This window comes from Streptomyces sp. NPDC093225 (assembly GCF_044753805.1).
Lineage (GTDB): Bacteria > Actinomycetota > Actinomycetes > Streptomycetales > Streptomycetaceae > Streptomyces.
This window is the reverse complement of the sequence record NZ_JBIVNX010000002.1, coordinates 278,719-291,535: the sequence shown is the minus strand read 5'-3', so window position 1 is coordinate 291,535 and position 12,817 is coordinate 278,719. Positions and strand designations below refer to the sequence as shown.

Annotated in this window: 12 protein-coding genes; all 12 read left to right on the top strand. The window is 69.8% G+C overall.

Annotated elements, in window-relative coordinates; genetic code table 11:
• The first annotated feature begins 16 nt into the window (after positions 1 to 16).
• Entirely contained in the window at positions 17 to 466 is a 450-nt protein-coding gene (locus ACIQCH_RS03375; protein WP_402577415.1) for a GntR family transcriptional regulator, read from the top strand.
• Positions 463 to 1,371, top strand: a complete 909-nt coding sequence (locus ACIQCH_RS03370; protein ID WP_402577413.1) for an SAM-dependent methyltransferase — start codon at positions 463 to 465, stop codon at positions 1,369 to 1,371. Before ACIQCH_RS03375 ends, ACIQCH_RS03370 begins: the two co-directional genes overlap by 4 nt.
• A gap of 278 nt (positions 1,372 to 1,649) precedes the next feature.
• Positions 1,650 to 2,666, top strand: coding sequence for a radical SAM protein (locus tag ACIQCH_RS03365; protein WP_402577411.1), 1,017 nt, complete (start codon positions 1,650 to 1,652; stop codon positions 2,664 to 2,666).
• Positions 2,663 to 4,069 carry a B12-binding domain-containing radical SAM protein gene (locus tag ACIQCH_RS03360; RefSeq protein ID WP_402577409.1) on the top strand — a complete coding sequence of 469 codons (1,407 nt, stop codon included), beginning with the start codon at positions 2,663 to 2,665 and terminating at the stop codon, positions 4,067 to 4,069. The genes ACIQCH_RS03365 and ACIQCH_RS03360 overlap by 4 nt, the downstream gene beginning before the upstream one ends.
• A gap of 82 nt (positions 4,070 to 4,151) precedes the next feature.
• Entirely contained in the window at positions 4,152 to 5,108 is a 957-nt protein-coding gene (locus ACIQCH_RS03355; RefSeq protein WP_402577407.1) for an LD-carboxypeptidase, read from the top strand.
• Positions 5,105 to 6,118 (top strand): amino acid--tRNA ligase-related protein, encoded by a 1,014-nt coding sequence (locus tag ACIQCH_RS03350; RefSeq protein ID WP_402577405.1) that lies wholly within the window; start codon positions 5,105 to 5,107, stop codon positions 6,116 to 6,118. Before ACIQCH_RS03355 ends, ACIQCH_RS03350 begins: the two co-directional genes overlap by 4 nt.
• 27 nt (positions 6,119 to 6,145) lie before the next feature.
• Positions 6,146 to 6,562 carry a hypothetical protein gene (locus ACIQCH_RS03345; RefSeq protein ID WP_402577403.1) on the top strand — a complete coding sequence of 139 codons (417 nt, stop codon included), beginning with the start codon at positions 6,146 to 6,148 and terminating at the stop codon, positions 6,560 to 6,562.
• A gap of 98 nt (positions 6,563 to 6,660) precedes the next feature.
• Positions 6,661 to 7,368 carry an SDR family NAD(P)-dependent oxidoreductase gene (locus tag ACIQCH_RS03340; protein ID WP_402577401.1) on the top strand — a complete coding sequence of 236 codons (708 nt, stop codon included), beginning with the start codon at positions 6,661 to 6,663 and terminating at the stop codon, positions 7,366 to 7,368.
• A complete protein-coding gene (locus ACIQCH_RS03335) occupies positions 7,368 to 8,402 on the top strand; it encodes a helix-turn-helix transcriptional regulator (protein ID WP_402577660.1) in 1,035 nt (344 codons plus the stop codon). The genes ACIQCH_RS03340 and ACIQCH_RS03335 overlap by 1 nt, the downstream gene beginning before the upstream one ends.
• The gene (locus tag ACIQCH_RS03330; RefSeq protein WP_402577399.1) at positions 8,399 to 9,373 is read left to right on the top strand and encodes a hypothetical protein; all 975 of its coding nucleotides are present in this window, start codon (positions 8,399 to 8,401) and stop codon (positions 9,371 to 9,373) included. Before ACIQCH_RS03335 ends, ACIQCH_RS03330 begins: the two co-directional genes overlap by 4 nt.
• A gap of 569 nt (positions 9,374 to 9,942) precedes the next feature.
• Positions 9,943 to 11,907, top strand: a complete 1,965-nt coding sequence (locus ACIQCH_RS03325) for an ABC transporter ATP-binding protein (RefSeq protein WP_402577658.1) — start codon at positions 9,943 to 9,945, stop codon at positions 11,905 to 11,907.
• On the top strand, positions 11,904 to 12,794 hold the full coding sequence (locus ACIQCH_RS03320; RefSeq protein ID WP_402577398.1) for a phosphotransferase enzyme family protein: 891 nt from the start codon (positions 11,904 to 11,906) through the stop codon (positions 12,792 to 12,794). Before ACIQCH_RS03325 ends, ACIQCH_RS03320 begins: the two co-directional genes overlap by 4 nt.
• Positions 12,795 to 12,817: the final 23 nt, after the last annotated feature.

Genomic DNA, 12,817 nt, shown 5'->3' with positions numbered 1-12,817 from the left:
CACGAGGCCCGAGAGCATGCGAGTCCTGGACCGTGCCTGCGTCATCGTGCACCAGCACATCACCACTGCGTGCCCACCGGGTGCTTCTATTCCGAGCACCAAGCAACTGGCCCGGGCCTTGCGGCTGCCAGAGAAGCACGTGCACCAGGGACTGCTGCGGCTGGACAGCCTGGGCGAGATCGCGCTGCACACGGGGAACCGGCCGGTCCGGCTGCGCACGCGGGAACCGCACCCCCGCGACCGGGCCCTTCACGGTGCCGTCCGAGACCGGATCCGCACCGGCCACTACCGGCCGGGGCAGGCTCTGCCTACCGGGCTACTGGGCGAAGAGTTCGGTCTGCTCCCGCACCACGTGCAACGCGCGCTCCGGTTCCTCACAGCCGAGGGGATCCTCCGCTACGAGGAGCAGGGTGCCTACGGGCCGGGTCACTACGTCCCTGTTGCCGTTGCGGAGGCCACCTCGTGAACCCGACAGGATCCGCAGACTTCCCGGACACCGAGTTGCTCCCGGTGGAAGCCCGGGAGTGGCTGAACCGACCGCGCGCGGCCCGTGTCGCGACGGTGTGGCAGGACGGTGGCCGCGACGCCTACCCCGCCGACCTGAAGATGGCGAAGCGGGTGGTGAAGGTGTTCCCCCGGCAGGCGGACGCGGCGGCCATCAACCGCGAACACGGACAGCTGATCGCACGCGAGCTGGTCGACCGGGGCATCGGTCAGTTCCTCGACCTCGGGTGCGGATATCCGCTGCTCGGGCACATCAGCGAGCCCGCATTACGCACGGAGATCGACGAGATCGTGCACGAGGCGAATCCCCTCGCCAGGATCGTGCACGTCGATGTCGACCGCGGAGCGGTCGCGCACAGCCGGGCCATCCGTACGGCCCGCGCCGGAGCGCCCGGCCCGGCAGTGCTGAGCGGGGACATCCTCGACACGGCCAACCTCCTGGACGCCGTCCAGGACCAAGGGCACCTGTCTCTCGACCATCCCGTCGGCGTGTTCGTCCACGACGTGCTGCCCTGGGCGGCCAACGACGAGCGGGTCCAGGAGGCCATGGCCTGCCTTCGGCGGTGGCTTCCGGTGGGCAGCGTTCTGTCCATCACGCACGCCAGCCCAGAGGTCGCCGGAGGGTGGCTGACCGGGGCCGAGCGGGTCCTGCGGCAAGCGGACATCCCGTACCGGCCACGGCCGCGTTCCTTAATCGCCGCCCTGTTCGGTGACTGGACCGACCTCGACGGCGGCCCACTACGGCTGGTACCGACCGCACAGCACCACGACGAGCACAGCGGCCGGAGTGCGCCGTCGGCCTCGTCCGCCGCGTACGCCGGCGTCGCCGTCAAGCCGCTGTCCATCGACTCGGGGGCGACACGGTGAGGGCGGGGCAGCGCCGCAGGCTCCGACGGCTCCAACAGCTGGCCGTGTTCCCGGTAGTGGGTCCGGTCGCGGCCCTGCTGGCTCGTGCCTACAGCAAGCGCATGGTCCGGCAGATGCTCTCCCGGGCCCGACTTCGTGAAGACCGCACCGGTGTCGGGGTTTCGTGCCTCGGCGCCACGCAACCCCGACATCGGGATTGACCGATGCCGTTGCTGATCAAGAGAGAGGACCGAGAGGCTGTGACCTCGACGAAGACGGCCAACCCTGGGGAGAGCACGATGCTGGTACCGCAGTGGCGCGTCACGGTGAACTCCCGCTGCAAGCGGGCCTGCGGCTACTGCCGCCCGTCGGGTGAAGCCGTGTCCACGCCGAAGGACGTCGCGCTGAACCCTGATGACCTCCTGCGGGTCGCGCACGCGGTGCGGGCCCGCGGCCTCACGAGTGTGAAGCTGACCGGCGGCGACCCCGCCCTGTACGAGCCGCTCGTGGAGACGGTCCGCCGCCTCCGGGACGAAGCCGGGTTCACGGAGATCGAGGTGATCTCCCGGCACCCGCGCATCGGCGAGCTCGCCGAGGACCTGGCGAAGGCGGGGGTGACACTCTTCAACGTCTCCCTGGACACGCTCGACCCCGTGCTGCACCACGAGATCTGCAACGTCGACGACCACGGCCAGGTCGTAGACGCGATCAAGCAGTGCGTGGCCACGGGGATCCCGGTCAAGGTAAACGTCGTGGTCCTGGCCGGGATCAATGACACCGAGCTCCCCGCCCTGGTGCAGATGTGCGAAGACATCAGCGTGGCCAGCGTCAAGCTCCTCGATGTCATCAAGGACCTCGACCAGGGCGCGGAGTCCTACAGCCGCCGTCTGCTGACCAAGCGCGGCAAGACCTTGCCGGACACCTATCTCCCGCTCGGCGAGATCACCGAAGTCCTGCGCGGCCAGGCGGTGCGCGAGGAGACCGTGCAGCAGGGGGGCCTGGGCCACCCCATGACCGTGCTGACGCTCGCCTCGGGGATGCGGGTGGTGGTGAAGGACTCCACCGCCGGCGCCTGGTACGGGTCGGTGTGCCGGGGCTGTCCGTTCTTCCCCTGTCACGACGCGCTCATGGCGCTGCGGCTGACCGCGGACATGCGGTTGCAGTTCTGCCTGCTGCGCGAGGACAACACGGTCGACCTGGCCGCGGCGGCAGCAGAGTCCGAGACGGCGCTGGAGCACGCAGTCGAGGCCGCCTTCGAGATGTACGCCGACGCCTACTTCCGCAGCACCGCCCCGCAGCCGGAGGCCGTCCGATGACCGTCATGCTCGGCATGCCCGCGCTAGCCACCCCCGCCGAGGATGCGCCTTGCGGCCCGGCCGCAGCTGGCAACCGGCCGGTGGTCATCCTGGCTTACCCCAAGATCGACCACGAGAAGAACTACGTCTACTTCTGGATGCCCTTCGCCCTCCTGACGCTGGCCAAGGCGCTGAGGGACTCCGGCATGGTCGACGTCGTGCTCTTCGACGGCAATCAGCAGGACGCATCCGCGTGGGAGAAGCTCCTCGACGAGGAGCTGGAGCGCACGGTGTGCATCGGGGTGAGCATCATGACCGGCGGCGGCCAGATCGGGCACGCCCTGGGCATGGTGGCCTCCGCGAAGGCCCGTCCCTACTGCCCGCCGGTCGTGTTCGGCGGGCCCCACGTGAACGTGCTAGCTGAGCAGACCGCCGCGCATCCGCTGGTGGACGCCGTGCTGCAGGGCCCGGGCCAGAACTCCATCACCGCGTACGTCGCTTCGCTGCTGGGACGCACCCGCCGCCAGGACGTACCTGGTTTGGTCACTCACCGGTGCGGTCAGACGCTGAAGGGGCTGGTCAACCCGCCACGCACGGGCGCGATGGGCGCTTACCCCTGGGACTTGCTCGACATTCCCCGGTACATCCGCGATGACCCGACGGTGGCCGAGCGGACCCTCAACTACATCAGCAGCCAGGGCTGCGTCTACATCTGCGACTTCTGCTACGAGCTGGTCTACCAGCGCAAGTACTCCGCCATGCTGGCCGGCGATCTGCTGCGGGACATCGCCGACCTCAAGGCCCGGTACGGCATCACGGGGGTGAAGTTCTACGACGCGGACTTCTTCGTGCACCTCCAGCGGGCCATGGGCTTCTGCGAAGGGCTGATCGAGCAGGGCCTGGACCTGAAGTGGGCGGCGTCCATCAACCCCAACGACATCCTCAAGGCCCGCAAGAAAGGCATGCCGCTGCTCCAGCGGATCGCGGCCAGCGGCTGCACCCGCCTGCTGATGGGCATGGAGTCCGGCAACGACCGGGTCCTGGACGAGGTCGTGAAGAAGCAGATCAACCGCGAGCGGCTGCTGGACGTCGCCCGGGAGATCGCGGACAACGGGATCCTCGGCTCCTACACGTTCATCGTCGGATTCCCCGGCGAGAGCGAGGCGGAGATGGAGGACACCTACTCCCTCATCGAGGAACTCCGCGGTCTGTCCCCCACCCCGGAGACCCGGGTGCACCTGTTCGCCCCCTACCCCGGCACCGGCTTGTACGACACGGCCCTTGAGCACGGCTTCGTACCGCCGGACTCGCTGGAAGGCTGGTCGCACTTCGACTACTACACCTCGCTCACCCCGTGGACCAGTGAGGCGACTGCGGACCGGGCCCGGGACGAGACGCGAATGCGACTGGCCCCCACGCAGTAACCCCCCTACCGTCACCCTGTGTGCCGGGGAGGCACCTCCCCCGTTACCTCCCCGGCACCGACCTGCCAAAGGAGCACTCCTCTTGAGCACGACACCGCTTCTCCCCGCGCCGGCCATCAAGGGCGACCGGATCGGCATTGTCACCGTCTCCGCCCCCGAACCCGCTGCGGACCCCGGCATCTTCGACCGCGGTGTGGAGGCCCTCGCCGCCCTCGGCTTCGAGCCCGTCGTGGCACCGAACGCGACCGGACAGAGCGGATACCGCGCCGGCAACAGCCGGACCCTCCTGGAGGACTTCCACTCCCTGATCGCGGACGACACGGTCACCGCGGTGGTGTGCGCGGGCGGCGGAAAGAGCGCCAACAGGCTCCTGTCCGGCCTGGACTTCAACCTGATCCGGCGCCACCCGAAGGCGATCGTCGGGGTCAGCGACCCGAGCCTGCTGCTGAACGCGATCACGGCCGAGACCGGGCTGGTCACCTTCCACGGGCCCTCCGTCATGTGGGACTTGGCCTCCGAGGACGCCCCGGCCACCACCGCCGCGCACTTCACCGCGGTGCTCGCGGGCCGCCCTTCGGCTGGCCGGATCCCCGCGCCCCTGACCTGGAGCCGCACCGGGGCCACCGAGGGGCACCTGGTCGCCGGCTGCCTGTCCTCGCTGCGCTGCCTGCTCGGCACCCCGTGGGAGCCCCTGTGGGACGGCGCGGTCCTCGCCATCGAGGACGCGTTCAAGAGCGTCGAGGTCCTCGACCAGGCTCTCACCCACTTCCGGGACTGCGGCGTCTTGGACCGGATCACCGGCCTCATCGTCGGGGAGGCGGTGTCCTGCGACCCGAGCGGCGGCGTAACGCTGACCGAGATGATCGAGGACCTGTGCGACGGCTACGACTGGCCGATCGCCCACGGCCTGCCCTACGGGCACACCCCGCTGAAGTACACCCTCCCGATCGGCGCGACCGTCCGCCTGGACTCCAGCGGCCGTCAGGCCCTGACCGTCGTGTCGCCGTGGACGGCCCGTCAGGAAGGGGAGACGGCATGACGGCCGTGACTGACCGCAGCGCTGAACGCCGCTTCTACGGCACCTTCCTCAAGGACAACCCCGCCGAGCGCGATGTCGTCCTCCTCAAGGCCGACCTACTGCGGGCCTTACGCGGCTGGCTCCACGACAGCGGGTACCGGGAGTTCCCCACCCCGGTGCTGTGCCGGGTCCGGGAGAGCGCCCCGATCCCGCAGTTCTCCACCAAGCACCCCCTGACCGGTCAGGGCTACCACCTCAAGCACTCCGCCGAGGAACACCTGCGGCGGGTGGTGACCAGCGTCGAGCGGGTCTACGACCTTGGGCCGGCAATCCGGGCCGAGCGTGAAGACGGCTCCCACGCGATCGAGTTCACCATGCTGCAGACGGCCGCCCGCGACCTCACCCCGGACCAGGGCATGACCGCAGTAACCGAACTCGTGCAGCACACAGTCCGCACCGTCTTCGCTGACCTGGCCACAGCTGGCACGGACTTCACCACCATCGGGGTCCGGCCAGTGCCGGACGCCATCGCCGAGGCCCTCGGCGTGACCACAGCGCCTGAAGGGGCCGCGCTAGTGGCCGCCGCACGCGCCTGGATGGACCGGCGAGGCCTGCCCGCGGACGGCGGGCCGTGGCAGGTGATGGAGGACTTCGTCAAGCACGCGGTCGAAGCCGCCGTCACCACCCCGACCATGCTGCACTCCTTCCCGTACGAGCTGCGGCACAACAGCCGCGTCGACGAGCGGACCGGGCTGGCCCAGCGGTTCTCGCTCATCGCCGGTGGCGTCGAGCTCTGCGACGGCGGGCTCAAGCTGCGGACGGCTGCGGAGTACCGGCCGATGGTCGAGGCGAACATGCTCCTGCGTGAGGAGCTGCACGGCGTCGCCGCCGACAGCGGGCCCATCGAGTTCTACGCCGACGTCGACCGCGACCCCGCGGACGTGGTCACCTTCGGCCTCGGTGTCGAACGGCTGCTGGCCGCCTGCACCGGCCGCGACGTGGCCGGTGTTCTGGCCTTCCCCCACCACTGACCCGCCTTCCGAGAGGACCGAACCAGCGTGTCTGCCGCCGCGACCATGCGGGCCGTCGTCATCACCGAGAGCCTGACCGACCGGACCCTGCCCTCCGGGTTCCAGAACCTGCCCGTCCACCGCTATCCGCACGACCTCGACGGCCAGACCCCCATCGAAATCTGCGAAGTCACCGTTCCTGCCGCGCGGGCCCCGGAACTGGCGCTGCAGCTGGCGCGCTCCCTCGAGCCACGCCTGTACTACGCCCACCTCATCGACAAGCAGCACATGCTCATCGCCTTCCCCCACACCGTCGTCACGGTCGTCCGCGACGACGAGGCCGCCATCCAGCACGCCTGCAATGTCGGTGCCCTGTTCAGCATCCCGGCGAGCCAGATGCGGTTCGCGGAGATGTGGGACACCGACCACCCCGACGCCCCCGGCACCCAGGCGGAGTCGGAATGAAGGGCCCCGGCGAGGTCGACCTCCCTCTCCACCTCCCTGTCGAGCGAGTGGGAGTGCTCGCGGACGAGCTTGAGATCGCAAGGAAGCCCCGGCGACCGATGGCCGTGGTGACCGGCGCCAGCGGTGCCCTGGGAGCCGAGATCACTCGCCAACTGATGGCGAAAGACTGGTTCGTCCTGGCCACCTACCGAACCCGCCAACCGGAGACCGCCCAGCAGGGCAGCCTGTGGGAGCGGTTCGATGCCTCGGAGAAGGCGACGTGGGACCGGCTGCGGCTGGTGGCCGAGGACCTGCCGCACCGGCTGGACGCGGTGTTCGCGTGCGTCGGGGCGCCGTCCAGCAAGAAGACGGTGGCCGAGACTCCGGTGGCTGAGTTCGAGGAGGTCTACCGGGCCAACGTCACCTCGTTGGCCGCGACATGGCAGGCATTAGCTCCGCTTGCGCGCCGAACGCGGGCCTCGGTGCTGGCGGTGGGATCGGACGCCGGCCGGGCCGCCCGCGCCGGCAACGGGCCCTACAGCGCGGCCAAGGCCGCCGTCGAAGCCCTGGTGATCACGCTAGCCAGGGAAGAGGCCCAGCACGGCGTCCGGGTGAACCTGCTCGCCCCGTCCTTGATCGACTCCCCGCTCGCGGACCACGTAATGGCCCTCAAGGGCGTCACTGACAAGTTGTCCTACTTCGGGAGCCTGCCCTGGGGCCGCGCCTTGGGCCTGGAGGAGGTGGCCACGGCCTGCATCGACATGGCCACCGCTCCTCACTGGTCGTACGCCACCGGCCAGGTCTATCCGCTGGTGTCGGCGGTGTGATGGTCAACGCCACCCACACCCGCCACCTGCGGATCATCCAGATGCTCCGCAGTCACGAACACGTGCCCGCGCGCACGCTGGCTGAGCGCTTCGGCGTCGAAGTCCGGACCATTCAGCGGGACATCGCCCAGCTCGCCGCCCACGGCATCGAGATCGACTCCCTTCCCGGTGCCAAGGGCGGCTACCGTCTGGCCGGCGAAGACCCGGTCCACCCCCTGACCCTTGACTCCGACCAGGCCCTGCGCCTGTACGTGCTGGGCCTGCTGGAGAACGACGACAGCGAATCCGACGAGCGGTTGCAGGCCGCGGGGATCTCCCAGAGCGTGCGCGAGGTGATGCGCAGGATCAACCAGCGCTTCCACTTCGACACCGCCGACTGGTATTGGACCGGGCAGGGATCCGGCCACCTCGGCGTTCTACGCACCGCCGTGCTCACCGACACGGCCCTTGAAATCGTGCACCGCACCAAGGACGGCCGGCAGGAGACGGCCGTCCTCAAGCCGCTCGGCATGGTCTGGAAAGGGGGCGAGTGGCATATGGTCGCCGCCCCGCCCAACGCCGCCCCTGCCAGATACCGGCTCAATTTGATCGACCGGATCCGCCCCACCGACCTCTCTTTCCCATATCCGGAGGATTTCTCCGTCCGTACCTGGTGGAACGAGGCGATGGAGGAATTCGGCAAGGGCGACACCCGCGTTGAACTCGCTGTCTCCGCCGCAGCACGGGACGAACTCCTGCGACTGAGCCTGAAGAAGAGCTCCGAGGTCACCCACCACGACGACGGCAGCCTCACGCTCGTGCTGTACGTCGACCGGTGGGAGTGGCTGATTCCCCTGGTCACCTCGTACGGGCCCGACGTCACCGTCATCGGCCCGGACGAGCTGCGGCAAGCCACCGCTGCCCACCTCACAGCCGCGCTCTCCGCCTACGACATGCCGCGGCCGTCGGCCGCCCCCATCCCGGCCCCGGCAGCGGAGGACGACGCCCGTCTCCGCTCCACCCACGGACGATCCCCCAGGGAGCCCTCGCAGTGACCATCCGCCACCTCGACCACGCCGACACCCTCCACCTGCCCGTCACCGGCGGCCCCTTCTCCTTCCGCCACACCGTGTGGAAGCCCTCCCACTACGACACCGGCCTGGAGGCCCACACCGCCGACCAAAGCTGGCGCACCTTCCGCGTCGGCGACCTCGTCGCCGGCGTCCGCCTCACGTACGAGGACCGCACCGTCATCGCCGACATTTACACCGACGGCGACTACAAGCCCACCCACCGCGAGCAGCTCCGGACCCGCCTGACCACCTCGTACGGGCTGACCGAAGACGTCACCGCCTTCACCACCCTGGCGGAGCAAGTCCCGGCCATGCGCGAGCCGCTCGCCGGACTCGCGGGCATGCGGCAGTCCTGCCCGGAGGACCACTTCGAGATCTCCGTGGTCGCCCTGCTCCTGCAGAACACCACGGTCAGCCGCACGACGGCGATGACCCGCAACCTCCTCACCCACCACGGGCTCCTCGTCCGCTTCGACGGCATCACGCTCAGGGCCTGGTTCACGCCCGCGGAGATCGCCGACGTGACGGCCGAGACCTTCAAGGAGCAGGACAGGCTCGGGTACCGGGCCAAGTCCCTGCCGCACTTCGCCGCCTTCTTCCGCGACCACACGCCAGAAGACCTCCGCGGCGAAAACCTGGTGGAGCGGTTCCAGGAGATCAAGGGCGTCGGCCCCTACACGGCCGCGGTCATGGTCTCCCATGCCTCCCGCGACCCCTCGGTCTTCGGCATCGATGTCTGGAACCGGAAGATCTTCGCGCGGAGCATCCTCGGTGTCCCGGACGCCGACGCCGAAGTGATCACCCGCCGCATGGACGAGCTCTTCCCCGGCCACGCCGGCACCGCGGCCCTCTACCTCGTCGAGCACGAATACCTCGCCATGCCCGTCGCCCCGCTCCTCGACCCCGCGGGCATTGGCGCCTGGAACCAGGCCCTGGAGGCCACCACCGCCTGACCTCTCCTCTCGCTCCACCAGGGCAGCGGCACACCCCGCCACTGCCCTCCTCGTCATGCCCGCAGGCGCCCAGTCCCGGCGCCCGCGCTGAGGCCGGCAATCCCCCGGCGGAGTGACAGGAACCTGTTCGAGCGAGTTTCAACGCCGCCACCGCAGGCCTGCCAAGCCCACCAAGCCAGACCAGAACATGCGTTCACCATTCGCCCCCGATTCGGCCGTGACGCACCCGATCGGGAGCCGTTCTTAGAGCACCAGTACCAGCCGTGCGCCCATCCGGAGGACCCCGTGAATCCCGTGCCAAACCAACTCGACACCGCCGCTGTAATCGAACATCCCCGACCTGCCCCGTGTTCGCGCCCGGCCTGCGGCCGCCGCGTTGACGCCTCGCCCTCGCGTAGCCGCGACTCACGACCGGATACCGGGAGGGCCGCGTGAGCAAGGACTCGACGACCGGATCCGGCGCCGCGGGGGTGTCGGAGTCCGAGCGGCTCCTCTTCGGCGGCGAGCTCGCCTACGACATCGGCTGGGACCGGCACGAGGGCGCCTGGCTCAAGCTCGGGCTCTGGACGATGGCGCGCGAACTGCCGCGGCTGGTGGGTACCGGGCTGCGGCTCGCGCGCCTGGCCGATGCCCGAGCCCTGCGTGTGGTTCTTGCTTCCGAGGCCGGCCGTGGCATCGCCCAGGCGGTCGGCTTGGTCGCGGTGAACAGCGTGCTCGGGCACATCCTCGCGGGCGGCAGCACGAACGAGCGCCTCTCCCAGGCGGTCCCCGCGCTCACGGTCGTGGCGATCACCGCGTTCCTCGGTTCCCTGCTGCGCTCGGCCTCAACGGCGGCCACCGGGGCGCTGGAGCCGAAGGTGCAGCGGGTGGCGACCGAACAGTACCTGGGGCTGGTGCACCGTACGGAGCTCGCGGCGATCGAGGACGACGAGTTCCACCGGCTCCTCGACGCAGCCCGGTACGGCGCCGACTCCGCCCGGCGCATGATCCGCTACTGCACCAACACCCTCAACGCGGGAGTGTCCCTGGTCGCTGCTGCCGGCGTGCTGACCGTCCTGCACCCGGTGCTGCTGCCTCTGCTGGTCCTGATGACCCTGCCGAGCGCGTGGAGTTCGCTGATGATCTCCCGCCAGAAGTACATCTCCTTCCACGCGTTCGTACAGCACGCCCGGGCCGGGCACCTGCTCGGCCAGCTGCTGACCCAGAAGGAGGCGGCGGCGGAAGTCCGCGTCCACGAGGTCGGGCCCTTCCTGCTCGGGCACTTCCGAACCATGGCCGAAACCAGCGAACGCGAGCAGACCCGGCTCGCCCGCCGCGCCGCAAGGATCGGGCTCGTCGCCGACGGCGCCGGCGGCATCGCCACCCTCCTCACGTACGGGGCCCTCGGTGCCCTCCTGTGGGGCGGGGCCATGGACCTCGCGGTCGCGGGCACGGCCGTCCTGGCCATCCGTACCGGCGCCGCCAGCCTGGACACCCTCGTGCTGCAGATCACCGAGTTGCACCAGGAGTCGCTGTTCGTCGCCGACTTCGAGCGACTGTGCCGGGAGGCGAAGACCCGGGCCATCCCCGTGGGCGGGGACCCGCTGCCCGAGCGGCTGCGGGAGGTCCGCTTCGAGAAGGTCACCTTCACCTACCCCCGCAGCGGCAGTACTGGCGAAGAGCTGGAGCCGACCCTGCGCGAGGTGAGCCTGTCATTCCCGGCTGGGAAGATCATCGCGCTGGTGGGTGAGAACGGCTCTGGCAAGTCCACGCTGGTCCGGCTGCTGGCCGGGCTGTACCTGCCGGACGAGGGCGGCGGCACGGTCTGGTGGGACGACGTCGATGCCCGCACCGCCGACCGCGACCAGGTCTTCGGCCGCGTCGCGCTGATGTCGCAGGACTTCTACCACTGGCCCTTCACCTTCCGGGTGAACATCGGCATCGGCCAGCCCGGCCAGGACCCCGACGACCGGGCGGTCGAGGAGGCCGCCGGCTTCTCCGGAGCCGACCAGGTTCTCGATGACCTGCCGCGCGGGCTCGGCACGCTGTTGGCCCGCGGCTACCGCGGCGGCCACCAGATCTCCGGCGGGCAGTGGCAACGCATCGGCATCGCCCGCGCCAAGTACCGCAAGGCCGAGATCCTCATCGTGGACGAACCCACCAGTGCCCTCGACGCCGTCGCGGAACAGCGGGTCTTCGACCAGATCAGGGCCCTGGCCACGACCACCGGCCAGACGATCGTCCTCATCACCCACCGTCTCCATTCCGTGCGCCACGCGGACCTCATCCACGTCCTCAAGGACGGCCGGGTGGCCGAGTCGGGCACCTTCGAGGAACTTATGGACACGAAAACCGGGACCGGGGACTTCCGCGACGCCTACCTGGTGCAGGCAGCCGCCTTCGACGCCACGATCCCGGCCCAGCCCGCCGGCGCTGACGACTCTGTCCGCCGGGGACCTCGCATGACGGCCGCAACCCAGACCACAGCCAAAGGCCGCAGCCACCAAGCGGTGGCCACGCCCACCCAGCACCGGCCTTCGGGGGGTGGGGCGTGAGCGAGCCGAAGACCCTCTCCGCCGAGTTGAAGAGGTGGGCGGAGCAGTGCATCGGACCGGCCGTGACCGTACGGAACGCCTCTCACGAGCGGCCGTCCTCCCGTGTGTGGGAGCTGGAGCGCTGCGACGGTGTCCGCTTCTACCTGAAGGTGTCGCCGAGCCAGACGGCCTTCACCCGCGAGAGCCTGGCCTACGCGTCCGCGGTTCCGGCCCTGGGGGCTGGCCGGGCACCCCAGCTGGTCGACAGCCATGCTGGAGAACTCGCGCTCCTGCTCACCGCCGTACCCGGCACCCCCGTCAAGGAACTGAACTTGACCGCGATTGAACATCGCGCCGTGCACCAGCAGGCCGGAGCACTCATCGCGCAACTCCAGCATGCCGGAGACCTCCGGGGTGAGAACCGTGCGGCAGCAGAGGCGGCGCTCGCCTCCGCGGCCAATGGTGCGGAGAAGCATCTGGCCCGGGCAGGGGACCGGATCAACCCCGCCGAAAGGCAGCTGGTCCGCGACTACGCGGAGCAGCTCCGCCGTGTCGGCCGGGTGCCGGTCGGGTTGATCCACGGGGACAATCAGCCGCGAAACTGGCTGTGGTCGCGAGTAGAGCACCGGCTTGCGCTGGTTGACTTCGAGCGTTCCCGCCTGGCGGCAACCGTTCAGGACCTCGTCAACCTCGCCGCAGGCCAATGGCTCGATCACCCCGACCGGATGCAGGCCTTCTTCCTCGGCTTCGGCCGTCAGCTGACCGAAGGCGAGCACTACGCACTGCGCTGCCTGACCGCGCTGGACGCTGCCAGCTGCCTCGCGTGGGGTCCCGACAACGATGATCCGTTCGTCACTGCCCGCGGCCGGCGGACCCTGGACCTGCTGATGCGGGAGGACCGCCCGTGAACAGGCTCTACCAGAACCTTGCC